Raw genomic sequence first — 21,420 nt, 5'->3', positions numbered from 1 at the left:
ACTTTCTGTTCAGGAGGGGACGATCAGTCGAGGATCAGCAGTTTCGGGTATTCGTGCAATTGCGCGGAGGCGATCCGGGCCAGTGAGCGCGCCACGCCCAGCGGGTCGTCCAGGCGCCAGTTGCCGGTGACGCTGACGTTCGCCAGGCGCTCGTTGGTATTGACGATCCAGCCGGGGTAGTAGCGCCGCAGCTCGGCCAGCACCTGGCTGAGCGGGCAGTTCTCGAACACCATGCGGCCCTTGACCCAGGCCAGCTGTGCCTGCCCCTCGGCGCTGTGCTGGCGCTCGCCGAAGCCCTGCGGACCGACGCGGATGCTGTCGCCGGCGCCGAGGCTGATGCGGGCGTCGTCCAGCGGCGTGCGCAGGTCCACTTCGCCGCGCTGCACGCTGACTTCCGCCTCGTTGCCCAGGTAGCGCACGGCGAAGGCGGTGCCGCGCACCGTCACCTGCACCGGCCCGGCTTCCACCTCGAAGGGGCGGTTGCGGTCATGGGCGACGTCGAAGTACGCCTCGCCGCGGTACAGGTGAGCGACGCGCTGTTGCTCGTCGATGCGGCTGGAGAGGGCGGTGTCGGTGTTGAGCAGGACCCGGGAGCCGTCCGCCAGATTGAGGTTCTGCCGTTCGCCCACGGCGGTCAGGTGATCGGCGCGCAAGCGCAGCAGCAGGTCGCTCTGCAGGGCGGCGCCGACCGCCAGGACCAGCACCGCGGCGGTCGCTATCGGCTTCCACAGCGGCCGTCGGCGCGGCGGCGCCGCGAGTCGTTGCTCCAGGCGCGCCGCCGCGGTGGTCAGCAGCGGTGACTGCCAGGCATCGCGTACCCGCTGGTAGGCCCGCGCGTTGCCTTCGCTGGCGGCAAGCCAGGCCTCGAAGCGCTGGCGCGTCGCGGCGTCCATGTCGTCCTCGAGCATCAACCAGTCGAGGGCTTCGGCCATCTGCGGGTCATCGGGCGGCGTGGCGTGGGACACGGGGCGTTCCTCGGCATGATCCTGGGATTGAGGGCCGCGTATTCTTGTCGAATCGGCAGGCGAACGATAGTCCGTCATACCGTCTCCTCGAGGCGGCTGACCAGGCCGACGCAGATCGCCATGATCAGCTTCAGCTCCTTCTGCACCGTGCTGGGCGAAACGCCGAGCTGCTCGGCGATTTCCGCATAGCCGCAGCCATGCAGGCGGCTGAGGATGAAGATGCGCTGCTGGCGCTCGCTGAGCTGGCCGAGGGTGGCGCCCAGGCGCTCCAGCAGTTTCTCCGCGTGGAGCTGGTCTTCGGCGCTGGAGCTGGGCGCCGGCACGGCTTGAAGCACCTCGGTGGGAACGTCGTCGAGCAGGGTCCGCGATTGCATGCGCAGGTGACGCAGGTGGTCCAGCGCGAGGTTGCGGCCGGTCTGGAAGAGGAAGGGTTCGAGGTGGTCGATGCGGCGTTCGAGCAGGGTGCGGGCGACGCGCAGGTAGGTTTCCTGCACCAGGTCTTCGGCAATGCTCGGGTTGTTCACCATCCGCACCAGCGTGCGCAGCAGTGGCAGGCGCTGGGCCAGGAAGACCGCGTCGAGGTTGGAAGTGCTCACAGGGGCGTCCAGCAGGAATAATTTACAAATGATAATTATTATTATTCGTACGGAGCGAAGGGCACAAGACCGCCGTGCGCCCTGTGCGCTGCGGGCGGCTCTGAAAAAAGGGCGAGGCACGCAGCGTGCCCCGCCCATTCCCTCAGCCGGCAGGTGAGGGCAACGCGTCAGGCCTTGTCGGCCTTGCCAGCCGCCGCGGCGAAGCGTGCCAGCCTTACGTCCAGGCGGCGCGGCCGGTGGCCGCGATCCTCCGCATGCTCCTTGCGGCGGATCGCGTTGCGCACCATCAGCGAGCCAACGTAGCGAATCGGTTCCGGCGGGAAATGCCCCAGCGGGCCCTGGGTCAGTGGCGAGCGCGTCCAGTCGTTGTCCTGCCCCAGCACCAGCGAGCTGAGTATCTGCCCGCCCATGTGGCAGGGCCCGACACCGCTGCCCGAGTAGCCGAATCCGTAGAACACGTTGCCTGGTTCGCCCAACCGGCCGAAGAACGGCAGGCCGGTCACCGAGCGGTCGGACGGCCCGTTCCAGCTGGCGGCGATGGGAACGTCGGCGAAGGCCGGGAAGAATTCATTGAGGCTTTCCCTGAGCAGCCCCAGATAGGGCGACGGCCGATCGAACACCGGCAGCATGCGTCCGCCGTAGGCGAAGGTATTGCCGCCCTTGCCAAGCATGATCCGGCCGTCCGGGGTGTTGTGGTAGTAGTGCACGAAAATGCGCGAATCCAGCACGGTGACGCCGGAGGTCAGGCCGATCTCTGCCAGCAGGTCCGGCCTCGGCTCGGTAATCACCATGTCGCTGGAGACGATCGCCACACTGCGTTCGAATTGCGGGAAGGCGCGCGCCATCCAGGCATTGATCGCCAGCACCACGCGGTCGGCGCTCACCGCTCCCAGGGTGGTCCGCACGGTGGCAGGCCGGCCGTGGTCCAGGCCGATCATCGGGCTGCCCTCGTACAGCCGCACGCCCAGTTGCAGCGCTACGCGCCGCAGGCCGCGCACCAGCTTGCCCGGCTGCACGCTGGCGGCGGCAGGGGAGAACCAGCCCTCCAGATGCTTGCGCGAACCGGCCATACGCTGCACATCTTCCAGCGGACGCTTGCTGAAGGAGTTGATGCCATGCTTTTCCAGCGCCGCGATCACGCCGTCGGTGGCGCCGACCTGGGCGGCGTTGGTGGCGGTATACAGCGTGCCGTCGAGGCGGTAGTCGGCATCCACGCCGTAGCGCTGGCAGAACTCACCGATGGCGTGGATGCTGCGTTCGGACGCTTGCACCAGGCGAATCGCTTCCGCCAGGCCGAACAATCGTTCGAGGGTGAAGAACTTGGCCGACCAGGACAGCGCGCAGCCACCGTTGCGACCGCTGGCGCCGGCGCCGCAGATGTCGGCCTCGACGATCACCACGTCGAGCTCCGGGTTTTGCTCCTTGAGCATGATCGCAGTCCACAGACCGGTGTAGCCGCCGCCGACGATGCAGACATCGGCGCGGGTGTTCTCCTGGAGCGGCGCGGCGCGCTCCTGATCGTGCTGCAGGGCCTGTTCAAGCCAGAAGGGACGCATGGGATTCTCCGTGTTCAGCGATTGGGCAGGGCGGCGGTGGCGATCATCTCGACGCGCCATGCCGGATCGATCAGTTCTGCCAGGGTGCAGGCGCGGGCCGGGGCGTGGCCGAAGGGGAAGAAGGCGTCCCACACGCGATTGAGCCCGGCGTAGTCCTCGCGGCGGGCCAGCAGGATGCGCACCGTCAGCAGATGCGTGCGGTCGCCGCCGACACTTTCCAGCAGTCGTTCAATCCCGAGCAGTACCTCGAGGGTCTGGCCTTCGATATCGGCGCTGGTGTCGCTGGCGACCTGCCCACCGATGTAGAGGGTGTGGGCGTGCAGGACCATTTCGGCGCGGCGCTGTACCACACCAAAGCGTTCTATGTTCATGGGGTGACCTTGTAGGGCTGGGGCACTTCCCTGTGCCGGGGAATCAGGAGCGCGCCATGCGCACCTTGACGGAGCGGTTGGGTACGCGCGCGTTGGTCGCCGTACCTTCGGGCAGGCTGTTCCAGTGCGGCAGCAGGATGCCGGCCGACACCAGGGCGGCAACGGTGAAGCCGATGAACACCGAGTAGGTATCGAAGTAGCCCGGCAGCAGCCCGCCGAGGATCGCGCCGACCGAGCCGCAACCGTTGACGAAGCCAGCGGCGGTGGCAGCGGCCTTGCCGGTGCCGAAGTCGATGGCGGCGGCGCCGCTGATCATCGAATCCGGTCCGTAGAGGGTCAGGCCCATCATGAACAGCAGGCCGAACACCAGCAGGCTGCTGCCGGTCTGCATGGCCGGGACGAACAGTGCGAGGCAGGCGGTCAGGCCGATCAGGCTGATCACGCAGGCCGGCATGCGCCGCGCGCCGAAGAGCTTGTCCGAGGCCAGGCCGATCAGGATCGGACCGAGCAGGCCGGCGATCTCGAAGGAGGTCGGCAGGATGGCCGCGCCAACCTTGCCCAGGCCGGGCATGCGTTCGTACACGATCACCGGTCCCCAGAGGAGGATGGCGTAGCGCGCCGGCTTGAGCAGGAAGTAGGCCAGCCCGAGGGTCAGTACGGTACGGTTGCCCAGCACAAGGCGCAGGGTTTCGCCGACGCCGGGGTTCTGCCCCTCGGGTTTGAAACCGGCGTAGCGAACCGCTTCGGGTTCGTCTTCCACGGGCGGCAGACCGACATCCTGCGGGCGATTGCGTTGCAGCAGGAGGAACAGCAACGCCACGCCGCCCACCACGGCGGCACTGGAGTAGAACGCCGCGTGCCAGGTGCCGAAGATGGAGTAGGCCCACCAGCCGGCGAACGGCGAGGCCACCAGCCCGCCGAAGGCATAGCAGGTGCTCCACAGGCCGAGGATGCGGCCGCGTTCATGGGTGGCGAAGAAGCTCCCGATGTTCTTGCACAACCCTGACCAGCCGGTGGACTGCGCCAGGCCCTGGACGACCATGCAGGTGGCGAACACCGGCAGCGTCGCCCAGGTGCCCATGACGATTGCCGCGCCGGCTGAGATCAGCAGCCCGCCGAGCACGACCACCCGCGGGCCGAAACGATCGGCCAGCACGCCCCAGGTGAACTGGCCGACGGCATAGGCGGCGAGATAGGTCGCGTCGAGGTTGGCCATCATGGCCTTGTCGAGATGGAAACTGGGGTCTTCGGCAATGCCGAGCTTGGCTACCGAAAAGGCTTTGCGGGTGAAGTAGAAGGCCGCGTAGGCCAGCCAGGTGATGGCGAAGATCTGCCAGCGCCAGCGCTGGATCGACGCCAGAGGTGAGCGGGGTGTTGCGTTGCCTTGTGGGGTAAGCATGTTCCGACCTCGTTGTTGTAGTTGTGCTGTGCCGGCAGTCAGTGAGGTAACGCCTTTCTTGTTCTTGTCGTTCTTGTTTCAAGAGAAGGAGCACGTCGCACCGTCCTTGCGGTGCGGGTCAGAAGCGCAGGAATTGTCGTGGTGCCGTTGCCATGGGGTGACGGTGGAGGGATGGAAACAATTCCGAACAAATAACTGAAATCGATTTATCAAATTTCGAAAATAAGTTTTCCTTGTAGTAAGTCTGCGTGAGAGGGTGGCGAACCTCCCCTGTGACCGGGAAGTCGCTTTCTGTCGGAGTGGAGCGCAACAGTCAGAATCGCCTGCGAGGATCACCGCGATGTCCGTGTCCCATGCCCAGCTCAAGGCGTTCCATGCGGTCGCCGTGCACGGCAGTTTCACCCGTGCCGCCGAGCGTCTGTTCCTGACCCAGCCGGCGGTGTCCGACCAGGTCCGCAAGCTGGAAGAGCGCTACGGGGTGCTGCTGTTCCATCGCAACAAACGCTCGGTGCGCCTGACGGAACTGGGCGAGCGCCTGCTGGCGGTGACCCAGCGGCTGTTCGTCATCGAGGCCGAGGCGCAGGAGCTGCTACAGGAGTCCCGCGCCCTGCAGACTGGCAGTCTGGTGCTGGCGGTGGACGCGGCGGTACACCTGCTGCCCCAGGTGGCGTCGTTCTGCCAGCGGCATCCCGGCATCCGCGTGCGCATAGAAACCGGCAACACCGACGAGTCCCTGCAGGCACTGTTCGCCTACCGCGCTGACCTGGCATTGCTGGGGCGGGCCGTGGAAGACGAGCGCCTGGTGTCCTTCACCCTGCGCCGCGATCCCATCGTCGCTTTCGTCGCCAACAGTCATCCCTGGGCGGGGCGCGAGTCGATTCGCCTGGCTGATCTGGACGATGCGCCGCTGGTGTTGCGCGAGCATGGTTCCGTCACGCGCCAGACCCTGGAAGAGGAGATGCGCAGTGCCGGCCTGCGGATTCGTGCCGCTATCGAGGTGGAGGGACGCGAGGCGGCGCGCGAGGCAGTGGTCGCGGGAATCGGCGTCGGAGTGGTGTCGGCCGCCGAGTTCGGCTCGGACAACCGCGTGCACGCCCTGCCCATCATCGATTGCGAGCGACACATGAGCGAGACCCTGGTGTGCCTGCGCGAGCAGAGCTCCCGGCGGATCGTGGCGACCTTTCTCGACCTGGTGCGTGAGGATTTGCCAGCGTAGGGCGTACAACCGTTCGCGGTTGTACGCCGGCTCACCGTGCGTAGTTGGCGGCTCCGGGGTTGAACTCGGAGCGCGCGGGGACCAAGGTCAAACGGCGTATAACGCGGAGCGTCATACGCCGTACGGTCAGCCGTGCCTCAACCTTCCGCCAGCTCCAGAAACGCACTCACCACCCGTAACCCGCGGCGCCGTTCCAGGCAGCCGATGGCGTGGCGGTTCTGTAGTCCGTCACCGACCAGGGGGATGGCTTTCACCCGTGGGTCCGGGCTCACCTCCATCGACGATACGATTCCGATCCCCAGCTCTGCCGCCACCGCCTCGGTAACCGCTTCGCGACTGTCCAGTTCGAGCAGGACGCGCGGTTGCACCGAGCGCGCCGCACAGGCCGTATCGAAGGTCCGGCGGGTGATGGAATCGGGTTCGCGCAGCACCATGATCTGCTGGTCCAGCTCGCTCAGGGCCAGCTCTTCCATGCCGGTGCTCCAGGGATGGCTTGCCGGCACCAGTGCGCAGATATGCGACTCCACCAGCTCCCGCAGATACAGGCCAGTGCGCGCCTCGACCTCGGTGAGGACGGCAATGTCGACGTGCTCGTCGAGCAGCGCAGCCAGAGTCTCCTGGGCGTTGCCCAGGCGCAGGTTGACGGTGATGCCGGGGTAGCGTGCGCGCAGCCGAGCGAGCATCGGCATCACCAGGTGTGGGCCGTCGGCGGCCACTTCGATGCGTCCGGTCACCAGTTCGCGGCTGGCGTCGAGCATGGCCTCGGCTTCTTCCTCCAGGGCGAACAGGGTGCGGCTGATGGCCGACAGGCGTACGCCGTCCTCGGTCAGCTCCACGCCTCGTGCGGTGCGGCGGAACAGGTTGACCTGGTAGTGCTCCTCCAGGGCTTTGACGTGCCCGGTCACCGCGGGCTGGCTGATGAACAGGCGTTCTGCGGCGCGGGTGAAACTGCGTTCGCGGGCGACCGCGTCGAAGGCGCGGAGCTGGAAGAGGTTCATGAGGTATATGTCCGGCTTATGTGGTGCATCGTGATAAACAATTTGAACGATATCAGGGGTGTCGGCAAGTTATGCCCAGGCCGCAGCGATGACGCTCGGCCCAACCGAATTACGCCCTGACGACGTTCCCAAGAAAGAGGAATCGAGCATGAGCACTGCCGAGCGAGCCCCCATCCTGCTGACTCCCGGTCCGCTGACCACGTCCCCCCGCACCCGTCGCGCCATGATGGTCGACTGGGGCTCCTGGGACAGCGACTTCAACGCCCTGACCGCCGATGTCTGCAAGCGCCTGCTGGCGATCATCCACGGTGAGGCGACTCACACCTGCGTGCCCCTGCAGGGCAGCGGCACCTTCTCCGTGGAGGCCGCCGTTGGCACCCTGGTGCCGCGCGACGGCAAGGTGCTGGTGCTGATCAACGGCGCCTACGGCAAGCGCCTGGCGAAGATCTGCCAGGTGATCGGCCGCGAGTTCAGCACCTTCGAAACCGAAGAAGATGTGCCGACCACCGCCGCCGACGTCGATCGTCTGCTCAGCGCGGACCCCAGCGTCACCCACGTCGCACTGATCCACTGCGAGACCAGCACCGGCATCCTCAACCCGTTGCAGGACATCGCCAAGGTCATCGAGTCCCACGGCAAGCGGCTGATTATCGACGCCATGAGCTCCTTCGGGGCGCTGGATATTGACGCCCGCAACGTCCCGTTCGACGCGCTGATCGCCGCCTCCGGCAAGTGCCTGGAAGGTGTGCCGGGCATGGGCTTCGTCTTCGCCCGCACCACCGCGCTGAACGCCAGCGCCGGCAACTGCCATTCGCTGTCCATGGACCTGCAGGACCAGCAGGCCTACATGGCCAAGACCGGCCAGTGGCGCTTCACCCCGCCGACCCACGTGGTGGCCGCGCTGCACGAAGCGCTGAGCCAGTACGAGGAGGAGGGTGGTCTCGCGGCCCGTCATCAGCGCTACGCAAACAACTGCCAGACTCTGCTGGCGGAGATGGGCAAGCTGGGCTTCCGCAGCTTCCTGCCGGCGCAGATCCAGGCGCCGATCATTGTCACCTTCCATGCCCCGCGTGATCCCCGCTACAGCTTCACCGAGTTCTACAACCGGGTGCGCGAGAAGGGCTTCATCCTCTATCCGGGCAAGCTGACCCAGGTGGAAACCTTCCGTGTCGGCTGCATCGGCCAGGTCGATGGCAGCGGCATGCGTGCAGCGGTCGCGGCCATCGCCGAGACCCTGAAAGAGATGGAAGTCTTCGAAATCTGACCCCGGCCGATTGCCACAGGATTGAATCTCATGAACTACGAACAACCCAAGCAACTGCAAGCAGTCATCCTCGATTGGGCCGGCACCGTGGTCGACTTCGGCTCCTTCGCCCCGACCCAGATCTTCGTCGAAGCCTTCGCCGAGTTCGGCGTCCAGGTCAGCCTGGAAGAAGCGCGCGGCCCGATGGGCATGGGCAAGTGGGACCACATCCGCACCCTGTGCGACATCCCCGCCATCGCCGAGCGCTACAAGGTCAAGTTCGGCCGCGCGCCGACCGACGACGACGTCACCGCCATCTACGAGCGCTTCATGCCGCTGCAGATCGAGAAGATCGCCGAGCATTCCGCGCTGATCCCCGGCGCGCTGGACGCCATCGCCGCGCTGCGCAAGCAGGGCCTGAAGGTCGGCTCCTGCTCCGGCTACCCGGCGGTGGTGATGGAGAAGGTGGTGGCCCTGGCCAAGACCAACGGCTACGTCGCCGACCACGTGGTCGCCACCGACGAAGTGCCCAACGGCCGCCCGCACCCGGCACAGGCACTGGCCAACGTGATCGCCCTGGGCATCAACGATGTGGCGGCTTGCGTGAAGGTCGACGACACCTGGCCGGGCATCCTCGAAGGCCGCAGCGCCGGAATGTGGACCGTGGCGCTGACCTGCTCGGGCAACGCCCTGGGTCTGACCTATGAGCAGTACAAGGCGCTGCCGGCGGACAAGCTGGAGCAGGAACGCCGCCGCATCGGCCAGATATTCGAAGGCTCGCGCCCGCACTACCTGATCGACACCATCGCCGATCTGCCGGCGGTGATCACTGACATCAACGCCCGCCTGGCTCGGGGCGAAATGCCGCAGAGCAGCTGATCTTCGGTCAGTCACGAAAAGGCCCGCATCCGTGCGGGCCTTTTTCATGGTGTGCAGATTTCATTTTCCCCTCGGACAAACCGCTTTCTTCCGCCTTGAGTCGCTTCTGTAAGAATTGGCACAAAATATAAATTATGTGCCAAACTCTGTGTCGCAAATATTTCTATTTGTGTCATAGCGATCGCCATGAACTGCCGGCGATTCTTTTCCCACTGAGAACCTTCGCAAGGAATTGTCATGAGTACTGCTTGGCTCGGTCCCATGGACCAGATCGGCTATCTCGTTGATGACCTGGAACAGAGCATCGGGCGTTGGCAACGGCACTTCGGTGTGGGGCCATGGACGGTCTTTCGGAACGTGACCCTGGAGGGGAAATACCGCGGTGAACCCGTGACTGTCACCATGGATGTCGGCCTCGGTTATCAGGGCGGGATGCAGATCGAATTGATCCAGGCGACCAATGCGTCGAAATCGCCCTATCGGGACGATCAGGGCCGTGCGCTCCGGGGTATGCACCATATCGCCTGGGTGGTCGATGACATTGACCAGGCGATTGCGCGGCTGACGTCCACGGGACTACGGGTAGTGTTCGAAGCGAGCAACCCTTCGACCCGCGTTGCCTATTTCGAGAACGAGGCGGAGCCCGGAGTGCTCTACGAGGTCATCCACGGTATTGGCATGCGCGAGATGATCGCGCAGGGCATCGAAGCCGCCAGGGCCTGGGACGGCGCCACTCCCATTCACGTCATTGACGTTTCTGCGTGAGAGTTCGGCATGTCGAATCGATTGCAAGATAAGGCGGCACTGGTGCTCGGCGTCGCGCCGGGGAATATCGGCGAAGCCATCGCCCGGCGTTATGTCGAGCAGGGCGCGCGGGTGCTGGTGGCCGGGCGCCGTCCCGATGCGCTGGCGGCCGTTGCCGACAACCTGGGCGTAGCCTGGCTGGCTTGCGATATCAGGTCGCAGAGCGAGGTGGCGGAGCTGGTTGCCCAGAGTGTGAAGCGCCTGGGCGGGCTCGATATCGGGGTCAATGCGACGGGCTGGGGGCTGCTGAAGCCTTTCCTGGAGCACAGCCAGGAGGACCTGGATACGATGAATGCGGTCCAGTTCACCGGGCCTTTCCAGTATTTCCAGGCGTTGTTGCGGCACATGCCGAAGGGTGGCTCGATCATCCAGGTTTCGTCGGTGACCGCCAGCATCATGTTCGACAACCATGCCGCCTACATGGGCACCAAGGCGGGTATCGACCATGTCATCCGCTGCATTGCCCATGAGTTCGGTCACCAGGGCATCCGCGCCAATTCCATTGCGCCGGGGGGCGTGGCGGATGCGCCGATGTCGGGAGGCGGGCTGATGCATCCTGGCATCGCCGCGCTTTACCACCGCGAGATTCCGCTGGGGCGCAGCGGTGTTGCGGCAGAGGTCGCCGATGCCGCCCTCTGGCTGGCGAGCGATGAGTCCAGCTTCGTTACCGGCCAGGTCATCCATGTCAGCGGTGGCCAGACGCTGCGGCGCAACCCGTCGCTCGCCGAGGTCTATGCCGCTGCCACGGGGGCTGCCGGGACGCACTGAAGCGACAACCTGAAACCAGTGGCCGGCATTGCCGGCCGCTGGCGTTTCCAGGGGAGCCTTTCCTTGTCGACGAGGGTCGGTGGGCGGGGAGTGTGTCGATTCAGCGAGGGGCGCGCGGGCTGCGTATCAGCCAGCAGCAAACCTCCAGGCGCGTGAAGAGCACCTGGAGACGGATCAGCCGGCGGTATATCCACCATCGACAGGGAGCACGGCACCGTTGACGTAGCTCGATTTCGGCGAGGCCAGCCACAGCACGGCTTCGGCGATCTCCGAAGGTTCGGCCAGGCGACCCAGCGGGCAGGTCGCGGCAATGTGCTCGCGCAGCATGGGGTTGTCCGTCATGACCTTTTCCAGCAGTTGGGTCCGGGTGCCGCCCGGACAGACGATGTTGGTGCGGACGTTGTCCTTGCCGAACTCCAGCGCCGCGCTGCGCGTGAGCCCGACGACGCCGTGCTTGCTCGCCGCGTAGGCTGCCCGGGTGGGCGTGCCGACGATCGCGGCCACCGAGCCGATATTGACGATGGAGCCGCCGCCCTGGCGCCGCATGAGGGAGAGTTCCTGTCTCATGCAGTGGTAAACGCCCTTCAGGTTCACGTCGAGGGTCAGGTCAAGCGGCTCGGCGCGCCATTCCACGGCGGGTTCCGTCTCGATGTCGATGCCGGCGTTGTTGACGGCGAAATCCAGGCGGCCGAAGGCCGAATCGATGCGAGCGAACGCGGCCGCGATGGCGTCCGCGTCGGTCACGTCGACCGCCAGGGTCAGCGCTGCGCCCGGCACCGCTTCCCCGGTTCCACGATCGAGCACCACGACGGTGGCGCCCGCTGCGACAAGGGCGTCGACGCAGGCCCGGCCTATCCCCTGGCGGCCACCCGTTACAACGCCGACTTTTCCGGCAAGGTCTGAACTGCTCATCGATATCCTCGTTGGGTTGCACTGGCGCTTGGCCAGGATCTGGTGTGTGGGCGTGTCACGCCGGGTGCCCGGCAGCACTCTGGATCGAATCGCTTGGCTGCGCCGGTTCGGCCTGCGCCAGGTGGTTGGCGGCGATGTAGGCGAAGGTCATGGCCGGGCCGATGGTCGAGCCGGGGCCGGGGTAGGTCTTGCCCATGAGTGCGGCCGAGGTATTGCCCACCGCGTAGCAGCCGGCCACTACCGATCCGTCGGCACGCAGGACCCGGGCGAAGGCGTCGGTCCGCAAGCCGCCCTTGGTGCCAAGCTCGCCCGGATCGATGCGCAGGGCATAGAAGGGCGCTCGTTCGATGGGGCCGAGGCAGGGGTTCGGCTTGCAGTTGGAGTCGCCGTAGTAGCGGTCGAACAGGTTGCCGCCCTTGCCGAACTGGGGGTCGATGCCGTCGGCGGCGAGCTGGTTCATCTGCTCGACGGTGGCGGCCAGTCCGGCGGCATCCACGCCGATCTTCTGCGCCAGCGCGGGGAGTGTCTCGGCGCGATAGATCACCCTGTCCAGCCAGCCATCGGGGATCTTCGCGTCCGGCTGTACGCTGCCCGGCAGCAGCACGCCGCACGGGTAGCGCTTGCGGTACTCGGCGTCGAACACCAGCCAGGCCGGTGCGTTGGCCTGGGTGCGTTGGTGGTCCGCGTACATGGCGTAGATGATGTCGGTGTAGGGCGCGGCTTCATTGACGAAGCGCTGTCCCAGCCGGTTGACCATGACGCAGCGCGGGAAGGCGCGTTCGACGAAGAGCGCACGTTGGCTCGCCTCGCCGGGCACGCCCACCGTCGGCGCTCCCCAGGTGTGTTCCATCAACGCCACCGATCCTCCGGCCGCCATGCCGGCGCGAATGCCGTCGCCGGTATTGATCGGCGGCGCGGCGGTCCATTCCGCGCGGGTAGGTTTGGGCAGGTAGAGCTCGCGCATGGACTGGTTCGACTCGAACCCGCCGCAGGCAAGCACGACGCCGCGGCGTGCGCGCAGAGCGTGGGGACGGCCTTGCCGAAGCACCTCCACGCCTACCACCCGGTCGCCTTCCTGGCGCAGCGACTGCATGGACGTTTCCAGCCATAGGGGGATGCCGCGCTGGGCAAGGGCTGCACGCAGGCTGGCGATCAATGCATTGCCTAGGGTCAGGCGGCGGTCGCGACGGCTGTGTCGACGCCAGCGGAAGTCGCCCAGGTAGCGCAGCGCCAGGCGGGCGGTGAGCAGCAGCCAGCCAGACTCCTTGGCGAGGATGGTGTGCGCTTCCACCTGGGTCATGGCGATACGCCCGCCGATAAGCGTGGCCGGCGATGATGGGCGCAGTTGCGCGAAGGACTCGCCCAGGCGCGCCGCATCGAAGGGCGCGGGCTCCATGGTGCGGTAGCCCGGCTTGCCGCCCTTGCGGTCAGGGTAGTAGTCGGGGTAGCGCGGAACCGCCTGGAAATGCGTCTGCGCCTGCCGGGCCAGGTACTCGATCATCTCGGGGCCATTGGCCAGATAGGCGTCGATGCGGGGCTGATCGAACTCCTCGCCGACCACGTCGCGAAGGTAGGTGATCGCCTCTTCATAAGAGTCGCTGCCGCCGAGGGCGGCGATCTGGCTGTTGCAGGGAATCCAGACGCCGCCACCGGAGACGGCGGTCGTACCGCCGTAGACGTCGCTCTTCTCGATCACCAGAACCGAGAGGCCGTTGTCGTGGGCGCGCAATGCCGCCGTCAGCGCGCCTGCGCCTGATCCGACGACCACCACGTCGTACTCATGGTCCCACTTCGCATCATGCTGATGGCTGGTCATGGCGGCATCTCTCCCTGGAACAGGTTTCCGGTGGCTTGCACTGTGTGGAGGCGCCCGAGTGCGTCGCCTTGGGGTAAATGACTGGGCTATGCGTAGCAATGTCACACAAACTACAAGTTGTGACATCTGCGGCGCAAATTATTTTTTTGTGCCATTGCATGCGAGAATGGGGCTCGGAAGTACCCCGGGCCGGACCAAGACGGCGGCCCCTGAGCGGACGAAGGTGCACATGAGTCGACAGCTACGCTGGGGTGACGCCAGCCGGATGGGAAATGCCAGTGATGGCCGCTCGCTGATCCTGCGGGCGGCACTGGAGGTCATGATCGAGGAGGGCGCCGAGAGTTTTTCGATCGATGATGTGGCGCAGCGGGCGAACATCTCGCGACGCACCCTGTACCGCTATTTCAGCAACAAGAAGGAGTTGATCCAGGCGGTCATCAGTGCGGAGAACGGCGCGTTCTTCGAGGAAATGCAGCGCAGCGTGCAGCCGTTCGAGGATGACTTCGAGCGTTATCTGGAGGAGTGCGTGTGCTTCTCCGTGCGCTACCTGGATCGGCACAACGGGGGCTTTCACCACAGCTATCTGGCGAAGAGTTCGACCTCGGACGTCTTCAGCTACATCCTCGAGAACATCGCGCCGATGTGGCGTGGTGTGCTGGAAGAGCCCTATCTGCGCTATGTCGAGCGCCACGGCCCGGCTGTCGTGGCTCTGGACGACCTGATTGCGCTGATCAGCCGTATCGGGCTCGCGTACTGCCTGGTGCCCACCGATGAGGCGGCGATCCGCACGCAGATGGCCATTCTCCAGCCGGTTGGCCGACGCTGACGGAGCGGGCGTCCGCTCAGTCCGGAGCCAGCAGCGGCGGGATGGCCTCCAGCAGCGCATCGATGGTCACCCGCAGCTTGTAGGGCAGGAAACGGGTGTGCGGCCATAGGACGTGGAGCGGTGTGTTCACCACGGAAGCGGTTTCCAGGACCTGCACCAGGGCCCCGGTACGCAAGGATTCACGGACCAGCCAGCGCGGCACATGGATCAGCCCCGCGCCACGCATGGCGGCCAGGGCGAGCGTTTCGACGTCGTCGAAACCGAGGCGGGACGTGAGCCTGGGCGCGGGGCGATCAGACGTGAATGGAAGGTTCGGGCCCTGAGCTGGGATGCATCTTTCTTCCTCTGTCTTTCTGCGTGGAAAGCCCGTCCTAGACGTTCCGATGCCGGTCTGTCAGCATTTGCGGGCTCGCTGGGGCGGTTCTCTGGCGTTTGCATTTTGACGAGCCTGCACCAAGCTAGGTCGAGACGGTGCTTTCTGTTAAGGTTCGTGAATTCCACGAAGCTCTCGCTGGGTCTTCACAATTCCATTTATGTGCAAAGGGGTGCTGCGTGATCAAGGTGCTGGTGGTCGATGACCACGATCTGGTGCGCACCGGAATTACCCGCATGCTGGCCGATATCGACGGCCTGCAGGTCGTCGGTCAGGCGGACTCTGGCGAGCGGGGGTTGCAGCTGGCCAGGGAACTCAAGCCCGATGTGGTGCTGATGGATGTGAAGATGCCCGGCATCGGCGGGCTGGAGGCAACCCGCAAGCTGCTGCGCAGCCAGCCCGATGTACGTGTGGTGGTGGTGACCGTGTGCGAGGAAGACCCCTTCCCGACGCGGTTGATGCAGGCCGGCGCTGCCGGCTACCTCACCAAGGGCGCGGCGCTGGAGGAGATGGTCCAGGCGATCCGCCAGGTATTCGCCGGCCAGCGCTATATCAGTCCGCAGATCGCCCAGAGCCTGGCGCTGAAGTCCTTCGAGCCCGAGAAGAACGCGTCTCCCTTCGACACCCTGTCCGAGCGGGAGATCCAGATCGCCCTGATGATCGCCAACTGCCACAAGGTGCAGAGCATCTCGGACAAGCTCTGCCTGTCACCCAAGACCGTCAACACCTACCGTTACCGCATCTTCGAGAAGCTCTCGATCACCAGCGACGTGGAACTGGCGTTGCTGGCCGTTCGGCACGGCATGGTCGATACCAGCAACTGACGATGGCCGCAGTATTCGATTCGGCGGCATTCCTGGCCACCTGCAGCGGGCGGCCGGGCGTCTACCGCATGTTCGATGCGGACGCCAAGCTGCTCTATGTCGGCAAGGCGAAGGACCTCAAGAAGCGGCTTTCCAGCTATTTCCGCAAGTCCGGCCTTGCGCCGAAGACTGCTGCGCTTGTGGCGCGGATCGCTCAGGTCGAAACCACCATCACCGCCAACGAAACCGAGGCGCTGCTGCTGGAGCAGACGCTGATCAAAGAGTGGCGGCCGCCCTACAACATCCTGCTGCGGGACGATAAGTCCTATCCCTATGTGTTCCTCTCCAACGAGGACAAGTATCCCCGGCTGACCATCCATCGCGGCGCGAAGAAGCAGAAGGGGCGCTACTTCGGCCCGTACCCCAGCGCGGGCGCTATCCGCGAAAGCCTGGCGCTGCTGCAGAAGGCCTTCTTCGTGCGGCAGTGCGAGGACAGCTACTTCCGCAATCGCACGCGGCCCTGCCTGCAATACCAGATCAAGCGCTGCAAGGCGCCCTGCGTCGGGCTGGTCAGCGAAGAGGAATACGCCGAAGACGTACGCCACTCGATCATGTTCCTCGAAGGACGCAGCAATGTGCTGGCGGATGAGCTCACCACCAGCATGGAACAGGCTGCCATGCGCCTGGACTTCGAGAAGGCCGCCGAGCTGCGCGACCAGGTGGCCATCCTGCGTCGCGTGCAGGACCAGCAGAGCATGGAGGGTGGCAGCGGCAACGTCGATGTGGTCGCCGCCATCGTCACACCGGGCGGCGCCTGTGTGCACCTGATCAGCGTGCGCGGTGGCCGCGTGCTGGGCAGCAAGAACTTCTTCCCGCAGGTGGCGATCGAGGAGGAGGTGGGCGACGTGATGCTGGCTTTCCTCGGGCAGTACTACCTCAGCCATCACGAGCGCGACCTTCCCACGGAACTGATCGTCAACGCCGTGCATGAGGATTTTCCGGTGCTGGTGTCGGCCATCGAAGAGTCCCGAGGCAAATCGCTGGAAATCACTCATCGCGTGCGCGGCACCCGTGCACGCTGGCAACAACTGGCCGTGACCAACGCCGAACAGGCCCTGGCGGCGCGCCTGGCCAATCGACAGCACATGGCCGCCCGATTCGATGCACTGGGTGAGGCGCTGGATCTCGCCGAGCCGCCGCAACGCCTCGAGTGCTTCGACATCAGCCATTCCAGTGGCGAGGCGACCGTTGCCTCCTGTGTGGTGTTCGGGCCGGAGGGGGCGCTGAAGTCGGACTACCGCCGCTTCAATATCGAGGGCATCACCGCGGGCGATGACTATGCGGCGATGCATCAGGCGTTGACCCGGCGCTTCAGTCGCCTGAAGGAAGGCGAGGGCAAGATGCCGGACATCCTTCTGGTCGACGGTGGCAAGGGGCAGTTGGCGATGGCGCAGGAGGTGCTTCAGGAGCTGGCGGTGGTTGGCCTGACGCTGCTCGGTGTGGCCAAGGGCGTGACGCGCAAGCCGGGGCTGGAAACCCTTTACCTGAACGACGCCGAACATGAATTCACGCTGCCGGCGGATTCCCCGGCGCTGCACCTGATCCAGCAGATCCGTGACGAAGCGCACCGTTTCGCAATCACTGGCCACCGTGCTCGCCGAGGAAAAGCGCGGCGTACCTCCACGCTCGAGGATGTGCCAGGCGTAGGGCCCAAGCGCCGTCGAGACCTGCTCAAGCATTTCGGTGGGTTGCAGGAACTGTCGCGGGCCAGTATCGAAGAGATTGCCAAGTCCCCCGGTATCAGTAAAAAGCTGGCTGAGCAGATTTATGCGATTCTTCACAGCGAGTAGAATGCCGGCTCAACTCGCAGACCTCCTGACCCGATGAATATTCCGAACCTGCTCACCCTGCTTCGCGTCGTTCTCATCCCGATCTTCATCCTGCTGTTCTATTCCTCGTTCCCTGCCAGCCATCTGGTAGCCAGCGCCGTGTTCGCCCTGGCGGCGGCCACCGACTGGCTGGATGGCTACCTGGCACGTCGCCTGGGGCAGAGCACGCCGTTCGGGGCATTCCTCGATCCGGTGGCGGACAAGCTGATGGTAGCCACCGCACTAGTGCTGCTGGTGGAGGAACACGCGAACCTGTGGCTGACCCTGCCGGCGGTGATCATCATCGGTCGTGAAATCGTGGTCTCGGCGTTGCGCGAATGGATGGCCGAACTGGGGGCGAGGGCGCATGTGGCCGTTTCCAACCTCGGCAAATGGAAGACCGCGGCCCAGATGCTGGCGCTGATCATCCTGCTGGCCAATTCGCCGATGATAAGTTTCTGGGTAGTGGTGGGTTACGTGCTGCTGATCGTTGCCGCCGTGTTGACCCTTTGGTCGATGCTGCACTATCTGCTCGCCGCCTGGCCCCATCTCAATACCACCCCGAAAGAGAAATAAGTTTTTTTGAATCAAGGAGTTGACAGGGCTTTTCGAAACGATAGAATGGCGCCCGTCAACACGACGCGGGAATAGCTCAGTTGGTAGAGCACGACCTTGCCAAGGTCGGGGTCGCGAGTTCGAGTCTCGTTTCCCGCTCCAAATTTTGACGGTTTGCGATGCAGGCCGTTTGTTTCATGGCTGAGTAGCAGAGTGGTTATGCACCGGATTGCAAATCCGTGAACGCCGGTTCGATTCCGACCTCAGCCTCCAATAGAAAAGCCCTGTAAATCCAAGATTTACAGGGCTTTTTCTTTAGCAGACAATTGCGCCTGCAATTAGATTCCGCAGGTTGCAATTATCGAAGGGGCTAACGCACAGTCCAGCCCGCTTCCGGCTCGCCAGAGCCTCTCACCGCTGAATAGCGCTACCGCCCGGATGGCGAAATCGGTAGACGCAAGGGACTTAAAATCCCTCGTCCGCAAGGGCGTGCCGGTTCGACCCCGGCTCCGGGCACCATCTTCCCTCTCTTCTTTGAGCTATTCGTTCGCTACCGTCGATCACAGGTCGATGAGAGCGGTCGGCCTGCGGCTGCAGAAACTCGGAAGAGGGGGCCGCAGACTGGCTCACGCACTCAGATGCGCCAAGGCTCGCAGTTTTTGCCCAGCGTTCACGATGCGACGTTTGCGTAGCGGTTCGGAGGACTCATGGAAGTTCTGCAGTTGAACCGGCTCCTTGAAATGATCCACGTCTTCCGGCTGCAGTGGGCCTTCTTCGGTTGCCAGATCCCTGCGGATGCGGCTTACCAGGCTGTCGAGCAGATGCGCATCCTGCTGTTCGTCCAACTGGACCACCCGGCAGGCCACCATTGCGCCCTCCCTATCACTGAGTGTCATGACCAGGTTGCCATCGGGCCGTGAGGCGAACTCCACCTCGAACTCCGGAAACTGGCGGCAGAGATATTGTGTGGCAGGAAGTCGTTCGATCTTCATGTCGCTGTCCTCGGCAAAGAATGGAGAAATCCTTCCGTACTCTTTGCAAGGACCATTGCAGGGGGCGTACCAGCGTTCAGGCTGGAAAAGAGCCTTTCAGATCATGGATTTACAAGGCTTCATTGGAAAATGCGTCGTGCAGCTTGCAGGAGGCAGCCGCAATCACAAGGCAATTTGCACGATCCCCGGCATCAATGAGGAAGCGGGTTCCGCCCTCTTGTAGTGGCGGGTTTTGCCTTGGGCTTCTGCAGCCGGGCCCGCCGCATGGGGACTCGCAGGATCGCCCACAGGGTCACCACAGCCAGCAGCAGCCACCCCAGAATCATGAGAGTCACGAACGTGCCCGGATTCATATCGATAGTCCTCGCCCCTCGTTAAGGGTAGACCACCTCGGATCACGTCGCGCCTTCTCAATGGAGTGGCCGTGGCGTTCGAGGTTCCGATAAAGGCTTGAAAGCTGGGTGTCTACCTGGTATCTGTATATGCATACAGTATATGAGGTGAGCCATGCATCAGTCATCGGAATCCGTCCACAATGCCGCACTCGCGCACCCGCAGTGGATGCCGTCTCACACATACATAGTGCGCGCACATGGCGATGGCATGACGGAGGCGGGGATTCACCACGACGACCTGCTGTTGGTCGACCGCTCCGAGTTGGCGGTGGAGGGTGAGATCGTCGTTGCGGAGCTCAACGGAGAAGCCTTGATTCGGCGACTGGCGATCATCGAAGGTGCTTTCGCTCTGTTGCCGGCGAGCGATCGCTTTCCGTCCATCAGGGTTGGCGACGGCGATGAGCTGACGATCTGGGGTGTGGTGCGGCGGCGTCTGTCGGGGCAGGGTGTGGCAGTCTGAAGGAGTGGTAGCGATGCTGACTTTTTGCCATTAGTGGAGAACTCGACGCCTGGGTTATGGTCAGATGCGCTGCCACCGGTTTCAGAAACGGATCGCAACTGCTCATGAGAGCACGGTTCGCCGCATGCCGGGGCATTGTAAGGTGGCTGCAGCCTGATTAGACTGCGCGCAACTCGCACCCCTGTCCCCCTCGAAGGACTCCCATGATCAAGAAATGTCTGTTCCCGGCCGCTGGCTACGGTACCCGCTTCCTCCCGGCCACCAAGGCCATGCCCAAGGAAATGCTGCCGGTGGTGAACAAGCCGCTGATCCAGTACGCGGTGGAAGAGGCCCTGGAAGCCGGCCTCGGCGAAATCGGCATCGTGACCGGCCGTGGCAAGCGCTCCCTCGAAGACCACTTCGACATCAGCTATGAGCTGGAGCACCAGATTCGCAACACCGACAAGGAAAAGTACCTGGTCGGCATCCGTCGCCTGATCGACGAGTGCACCTTCTCCTACACCCGTCAGATCGAAATGAAGGGCCTGGGCCACGCCATCCTGACCGGCCGCCCGCTGATCGGCGATGAGCCGTTCGCCGTCGTCCTGGCGGACGACCTGTGCCTGAACCTGGAAGGCGACAGCGTCCTCAAGCAGATGGTCAAGCTGTACAACCAGTTCCGCTGCTCCATCGTGGCGATCCAGGAAGTGCCGCCGGAAGAGACCAACAAGTACGGCGTGATCGCCGGCGAGATGATCCGTGACGACATCTACCGCGTGAACACCATGGTCGAGAAGCCGAAGCCGGAAGAGGCGCCGTCGAACCTGGCGATCATTGGCCGCTACATCCTGACTCCGGACATCTTTGACCTGATCGAACAGACCGAGCCGGGCAAGGGCGGTGAAATCCAGATCACCGACGCCCTGATGAAGCAGGCCCAGGACGGTTGCGTGCTGGCGTACAAGTTCAAGGGCAAGCGTTTCGACTGCGGTAGCGCCGAGGGTTACATCGAGGCGACCAACTTCTGTTACGAGAACCTCTACAAGACCGGCAAGGCCTGGTAAGTCCAGCGTCCTTCCCGGTTCGTCGAAAAAACCACCTTCGGGTGGCTTTTTCGTTCCCTGGCTTTGGGGCTGGAGCCGTCACATCGAGGGCGGGATTGGCATGGCCTCCGAGCCGGGCCCCAGCGGCTGCCCGTAGCTGAATTCGACATAGTTGCCGGCCGGGTCGCGCAGGCCGCAGTAATAGCCCACCGGATAGGGTTCCTCCCGTGGCGCCCAGATCAGGCAGCCCGCGTCCTGTGCTTCCTGGGCGATCCGGTCCACTTCCGCGTGGCTGTCGACGGCAAAACCGAAGTGGCTGTAGTCGTCGCTGGCCAGGTGGCGTGCCTCGCCGCCGGGCATGATGACGAAGATGAAGCTGTGTTCCTTGCCCGGTTCGGCCATCCAGACGATCCGCGAGCCCTTGCCCTCGCGCTGATGGATGATGCGCATGCCGCAGAAGCGCTCGTAGAAGGCGATGCAGGCGTCCAGGTCGGGAACGTGCAGGGCGAGGTGGGTCAGGCTCGGTCGCATGGGAATACCTCCTTCGGTTCCTCGCAGGATAGGTCAGGGCGTATAAGGTATGCTGCCTGGCATATCCACGCG

23 protein-coding genes and 3 tRNA genes are annotated in these 21,420 nt (G+C 64.4%); 15 read left to right on the top strand and 11 right to left on the bottom strand.

From position 1 onward, the window contains the following. Positions 1-23: 23 nt before the first annotated feature. From O6P39_RS16350 to O6P39_RS16330, 5 genes are all read right to left on the bottom strand, one after another. Entirely contained in the window at positions 24-932 is a 909-nt protein-coding gene (locus O6P39_RS16350; protein ID WP_275611963.1) for a FecR domain-containing protein, read from the bottom strand. 107 nt (positions 933-1,039) lie between these two features. Next, positions 1,040-1,561, bottom strand: coding sequence for a sigma-70 family RNA polymerase sigma factor (locus tag O6P39_RS16345; protein WP_275607551.1), 522 nt, complete (start codon positions 1,559-1,561; stop codon positions 1,040-1,042). 167 nt (positions 1,562-1,728) lie between these two features. After that, positions 1,729-3,117, bottom strand: a complete 1,389-nt coding sequence (locus O6P39_RS16340; protein WP_275607550.1) for an FAD-dependent oxidoreductase — start codon at positions 3,115-3,117, stop codon at positions 1,729-1,731. Positions 3,118-3,131: 14 nt separating this feature from the next. Further along, entirely contained in the window at positions 3,132-3,488 is a 357-nt protein-coding gene (locus tag O6P39_RS16335; protein ID WP_275607549.1) for a RidA family protein, read from the bottom strand. Positions 3,489-3,531: 43 nt separating this feature from the next. Further along, the gene (locus tag O6P39_RS16330; RefSeq protein ID WP_275607548.1) at positions 3,532-4,887 is read right to left on the bottom strand and encodes an MFS transporter; all 1,356 of its coding nucleotides are present in this window, start codon (positions 4,885-4,887) and stop codon (positions 3,532-3,534) included. Positions 4,888-5,227: 340 nt separating this feature from the next. Here O6P39_RS16330 and O6P39_RS16325 point away from each other — a divergent pair, with 340 nt between their 5' ends. Then, positions 5,228-6,103, top strand: coding sequence for a LysR substrate-binding domain-containing protein (locus O6P39_RS16325; RefSeq protein ID WP_275607547.1), 876 nt, complete (start codon positions 5,228-5,230; stop codon positions 6,101-6,103). 137 nt (positions 6,104-6,240) lie between these two features. Here the strand turns inward: O6P39_RS16325 and O6P39_RS16320 are convergent, their stop codons facing one another. Next, complete coding sequence (locus O6P39_RS16320) at positions 6,241-7,101, bottom strand: LysR substrate-binding domain-containing protein (RefSeq protein WP_275607546.1); 861 nt, start codon at positions 7,099-7,101, stop codon at positions 6,241-6,243. Positions 7,102-7,249: 148 nt separating this feature from the next. Between O6P39_RS16320 and O6P39_RS16315 the strand changes: the two genes are divergently transcribed. The 4 genes from O6P39_RS16315 (at position 7,250) to O6P39_RS16300 (ending at position 10,795) form a co-directional block, all read left to right on the top strand. Beyond that, on the top strand, positions 7,250-8,365 hold the full coding sequence (locus O6P39_RS16315) for a 2-aminoethylphosphonate--pyruvate transaminase (RefSeq protein ID WP_275607545.1): 1,116 nt from the start codon (positions 7,250-7,252) through the stop codon (positions 8,363-8,365). A gap of 30 nt (positions 8,366-8,395) precedes the next feature. Next, complete coding sequence (gene phnX / locus O6P39_RS16310) at positions 8,396-9,223, top strand: phosphonoacetaldehyde hydrolase (protein ID WP_275607544.1); 828 nt, start codon at positions 8,396-8,398, stop codon at positions 9,221-9,223. Positions 9,224-9,460: 237 nt separating this feature from the next. Next, positions 9,461-9,988, top strand: a complete 528-nt coding sequence (locus tag O6P39_RS16305) for a VOC family protein (protein ID WP_275607543.1) — start codon at positions 9,461-9,463, stop codon at positions 9,986-9,988. Positions 9,989-9,997: 9 nt separating this feature from the next. Beyond that, complete coding sequence (locus O6P39_RS16300) at positions 9,998-10,795, top strand: SDR family oxidoreductase (RefSeq protein WP_275607542.1); 798 nt, start codon at positions 9,998-10,000, stop codon at positions 10,793-10,795. Positions 10,796-10,969: 174 nt separating this feature from the next. On the opposite strand, the gene O6P39_RS16295 is transcribed toward O6P39_RS16300, so the two are convergent. Together O6P39_RS16295 and O6P39_RS16290 are read right to left on the bottom strand one after the other, a co-directional pair. Next, complete coding sequence (locus O6P39_RS16295; protein WP_275607541.1) at positions 10,970-11,707, bottom strand: glucose 1-dehydrogenase; 738 nt, start codon at positions 11,705-11,707, stop codon at positions 10,970-10,972. Positions 11,708-11,762: 55 nt separating this feature from the next. Further along, on the bottom strand, positions 11,763-13,523 hold the full coding sequence (locus O6P39_RS16290) for an FAD-dependent oxidoreductase (RefSeq protein ID WP_275607540.1): 1,761 nt from the start codon (positions 13,521-13,523) through the stop codon (positions 11,763-11,765). A gap of 229 nt (positions 13,524-13,752) precedes the next feature. Here O6P39_RS16290 and O6P39_RS16285 point away from each other — a divergent pair, with 229 nt between their 5' ends. Next, on the top strand, positions 13,753-14,349 hold the full coding sequence (locus O6P39_RS16285) for a TetR/AcrR family transcriptional regulator (RefSeq protein ID WP_275607539.1): 597 nt from the start codon (positions 13,753-13,755) through the stop codon (positions 14,347-14,349). 16 nt (positions 14,350-14,365) lie between these two features. On the opposite strand, the gene O6P39_RS16280 is transcribed toward O6P39_RS16285, so the two are convergent. Then, entirely contained in the window at positions 14,366-14,575 is a 210-nt protein-coding gene (locus tag O6P39_RS16280; RefSeq protein WP_275607538.1) for a LysR substrate-binding domain-containing protein, read from the bottom strand. Positions 14,576-14,901: 326 nt separating this feature from the next. Here O6P39_RS16280 and uvrY point away from each other — a divergent pair, with 326 nt between their 5' ends. From uvrY to O6P39_RS16250, 6 genes are all read left to right on the top strand, one after another. Next, entirely contained in the window at positions 14,902-15,546 is a 645-nt protein-coding gene (uvrY, locus tag O6P39_RS16275) for a UvrY/SirA/GacA family response regulator transcription factor (protein WP_152222817.1), read from the top strand. A gap of 2 nt (positions 15,547-15,548) precedes the next feature. Continuing rightward, entirely contained in the window at positions 15,549-17,375 is a 1,827-nt protein-coding gene (gene uvrC, locus O6P39_RS16270; protein ID WP_275607537.1) for an excinuclease ABC subunit UvrC, read from the top strand. 33 nt (positions 17,376-17,408) lie between these two features. Further along, positions 17,409-17,969 carry a CDP-diacylglycerol--glycerol-3-phosphate 3-phosphatidyltransferase gene (gene pgsA / locus O6P39_RS16265; protein WP_275607536.1) on the top strand — a complete coding sequence of 187 codons (561 nt, stop codon included), beginning with the start codon at positions 17,409-17,411 and terminating at the stop codon, positions 17,967-17,969. Between the two features lie 65 nt (positions 17,970-18,034). Next, positions 18,035-18,110 (top strand) — tRNA-Gly (locus tag O6P39_RS16260). A 37-nt stretch (positions 18,111-18,147) separates the two neighbouring features. Then, a tRNA-Cys gene (locus O6P39_RS16255) sits at positions 18,148-18,221 on the top strand. A 159-nt stretch (positions 18,222-18,380) separates the two neighbouring features. Next, positions 18,381-18,467, top strand: a tRNA-Leu gene (locus O6P39_RS16250). 107 nt (positions 18,468-18,574) lie between these two features. Here O6P39_RS16250 and O6P39_RS16245 read toward each other — a convergent pair. After that, a complete protein-coding gene (locus O6P39_RS16245) occupies positions 18,575-18,940 on the bottom strand; it encodes a DUF3509 domain-containing protein (protein ID WP_275607535.1) in 366 nt (121 codons plus the stop codon). Here O6P39_RS16245 and O6P39_RS16240 point away from each other — a divergent pair. From O6P39_RS16240 to galU, 3 genes are all read left to right on the top strand, one after another. Then, positions 18,939-19,163 carry a hypothetical protein gene (locus O6P39_RS16240; protein ID WP_275607534.1) on the top strand — a complete coding sequence of 75 codons (225 nt, stop codon included), beginning with the start codon at positions 18,939-18,941 and terminating at the stop codon, positions 19,161-19,163. The genes O6P39_RS16245 and O6P39_RS16240 overlap by 2 nt on opposite strands. 284 nt (positions 19,164-19,447) lie before the next feature. Continuing rightward, positions 19,448-19,795, top strand: coding sequence for a S24 family peptidase (locus tag O6P39_RS16235; RefSeq protein ID WP_275607533.1), 348 nt, complete (start codon positions 19,448-19,450; stop codon positions 19,793-19,795). A 203-nt stretch (positions 19,796-19,998) separates the two neighbouring features. Continuing rightward, complete coding sequence (gene galU / locus O6P39_RS16230; protein WP_275607532.1) at positions 19,999-20,838, top strand: UTP--glucose-1-phosphate uridylyltransferase GalU; 840 nt, start codon at positions 19,999-20,001, stop codon at positions 20,836-20,838. A 78-nt stretch (positions 20,839-20,916) separates the two neighbouring features. On the opposite strand, the gene O6P39_RS16225 is transcribed toward galU, so the two are convergent. Next, a complete protein-coding gene (locus O6P39_RS16225) occupies positions 20,917-21,348 on the bottom strand; it encodes a VOC family protein (RefSeq protein WP_275607531.1) in 432 nt (143 codons plus the stop codon). Positions 21,349-21,420 lie beyond the last annotated feature (72 nt).

It is taken from the genome of Pseudomonas sp. PSE14 (genome assembly GCF_029203285.1).
In the GTDB taxonomy this organism is placed as follows: domain Bacteria; phylum Pseudomonadota; class Gammaproteobacteria; order Pseudomonadales; family Pseudomonadaceae; genus Pseudomonas.
The sequence above is the reverse complement of the archived record's forward strand: the minus strand, read 5'-3'. Positions and strand labels throughout refer to the sequence as shown.

Bases quoted from the DNA above. Each gene is read 5' to 3' on its own strand.
- O6P39_RS16350 (WP_275611963.1), bottom strand. From the start codon at position 932: ATGGCCGAAGCCCTCGACTGGTTGATGCTCGAGGACGACATGGACGCC.
- O6P39_RS16340 (WP_275607550.1), bottom strand. From the start codon at position 3,117: ATGCGTCCCTTCTGGCTTGAACAGGCCCTGCAGCACGATCAGGAGCGC.
- O6P39_RS16335 (WP_275607549.1), bottom strand. From the start codon at position 3,488: ATGAACATAGAACGCTTTGGTGTGGTACAGCGCCGCGCCGAAATGGTC.
- O6P39_RS16330 (WP_275607548.1), bottom strand. From the start codon at position 4,887: ATGCTTACCCCACAAGGCAACGCAACACCCCGCTCACCTCTGGCGTCG.
- O6P39_RS16325 (WP_275607547.1), top strand. From the start codon at position 5,228: ATGTCCGTGTCCCATGCCCAGCTCAAGGCGTTCCATGCGGTCGCCGTG.
- O6P39_RS16320 (WP_275607546.1), bottom strand. From the start codon at position 7,101: ATGAACCTCTTCCAGCTCCGCGCCTTCGACGCGGTCGCCCGCGAACGC.
- O6P39_RS16315 (WP_275607545.1), top strand. From the start codon at position 7,250: ATGAGCACTGCCGAGCGAGCCCCCATCCTGCTGACTCCCGGTCCGCTG.
- phnX (WP_275607544.1), top strand. From the start codon at position 8,396: ATGAACTACGAACAACCCAAGCAACTGCAAGCAGTCATCCTCGATTGG.
- O6P39_RS16305 (WP_275607543.1), top strand. From the start codon at position 9,461: ATGAGTACTGCTTGGCTCGGTCCCATGGACCAGATCGGCTATCTCGTT.
- O6P39_RS16300 (WP_275607542.1), top strand. From the start codon at position 9,998: ATGTCGAATCGATTGCAAGATAAGGCGGCACTGGTGCTCGGCGTCGCG.
- O6P39_RS16295 (WP_275607541.1), bottom strand. From the start codon at position 11,707: ATGAGCAGTTCAGACCTTGCCGGAAAAGTCGGCGTTGTAACGGGTGGC.
- O6P39_RS16290 (WP_275607540.1), bottom strand. From the start codon at position 13,523: ATGACCAGCCATCAGCATGATGCGAAGTGGGACCATGAGTACGACGTG.
- O6P39_RS16285 (WP_275607539.1), top strand. From the start codon at position 13,753: ATGAGTCGACAGCTACGCTGGGGTGACGCCAGCCGGATGGGAAATGCC.
- O6P39_RS16280 (WP_275607538.1), bottom strand. From the start codon at position 14,575: ATGCGTGGCGCGGGGCTGATCCATGTGCCGCGCTGGCTGGTCCGTGAA.
- uvrC (WP_275607537.1), top strand. From the start codon at position 15,549: ATGGCCGCAGTATTCGATTCGGCGGCATTCCTGGCCACCTGCAGCGGG.
- pgsA (WP_275607536.1), top strand. From the start codon at position 17,409: ATGAATATTCCGAACCTGCTCACCCTGCTTCGCGTCGTTCTCATCCCG.
- O6P39_RS16240 (WP_275607534.1), top strand. From the start codon at position 18,939: ATGTCGCTGTCCTCGGCAAAGAATGGAGAAATCCTTCCGTACTCTTTG.
- O6P39_RS16245 (WP_275607535.1), bottom strand. From the start codon at position 18,940: ATGAAGATCGAACGACTTCCTGCCACACAATATCTCTGCCGCCAGTTT.
- O6P39_RS16235 (WP_275607533.1), top strand. From the start codon at position 19,448: ATGCATCAGTCATCGGAATCCGTCCACAATGCCGCACTCGCGCACCCG.
- galU (WP_275607532.1), top strand. From the start codon at position 19,999: ATGATCAAGAAATGTCTGTTCCCGGCCGCTGGCTACGGTACCCGCTTC.
- O6P39_RS16225 (WP_275607531.1), bottom strand. From the start codon at position 21,348: ATGCGACCGAGCCTGACCCACCTCGCCCTGCACGTTCCCGACCTGGAC.